Origin of the sequence: Streptococcus sp. DD10 (assembly GCF_001578805.1) — a bacterium.
Lineage (GTDB): Bacteria > Bacillota > Bacilli > Lactobacillales > Streptococcaceae > Streptococcus.
Map to the genome: position 1 here is coordinate 1 of NZ_KQ969199.1, position 499 is coordinate 499.

1 protein-coding gene is annotated in these 499 nt (G+C 40.7%); it reads left to right on the forward strand.

Features of this window, described 5'->3' with window-relative positions:
* Positions 1 to 499, forward strand: a 499-nt coding sequence (locus tag STRDD10_RS10085; protein ID WP_197458348.1) for a MucBP domain-containing protein, incomplete at both ends; no start/stop codon positions are given.

Genomic DNA, 499 nt, shown 5'->3' on the forward strand with positions numbered 1-499 from the left:
TCAAATGTGCCAGCTGAATCGATTACTGTCGATAGTAAAGACAGCACGGTTTATGTCATCTATACTCCAGTCAAGAAAACTACAACATCCTTCGTAGATGAAAATGGTACCCCAGTTTCACCAAACGAAGAAGGTAACCAACCTAAGAAAGATATCCCAGGCTACGAGTTTGTGAAGACAACGACAGATGAAGATGGCAACACAACTCACGTATACCGTAAAGTAGTTAAAACTACAACATCCTTCGTAGATGAAAATGGTACCCCAGTTTCACCAAACGAAGAAGGTAACCAACCTAAGAAAGATATCCCAGGCTACGAGTTTGTGAAGACAACGACAGATAAAGATGGCAACACAACTCACGTATACCGTAAAGTAGTTAAAACTACAACATCCTTCGTAGATGAAAATGGTAATCCAGTTTCACCAAACGAAGAAGGTAACCAACCTAAGAAAGATATCCCAGGCTACGAGTTTGTGAAGACAACGACAGATGAAG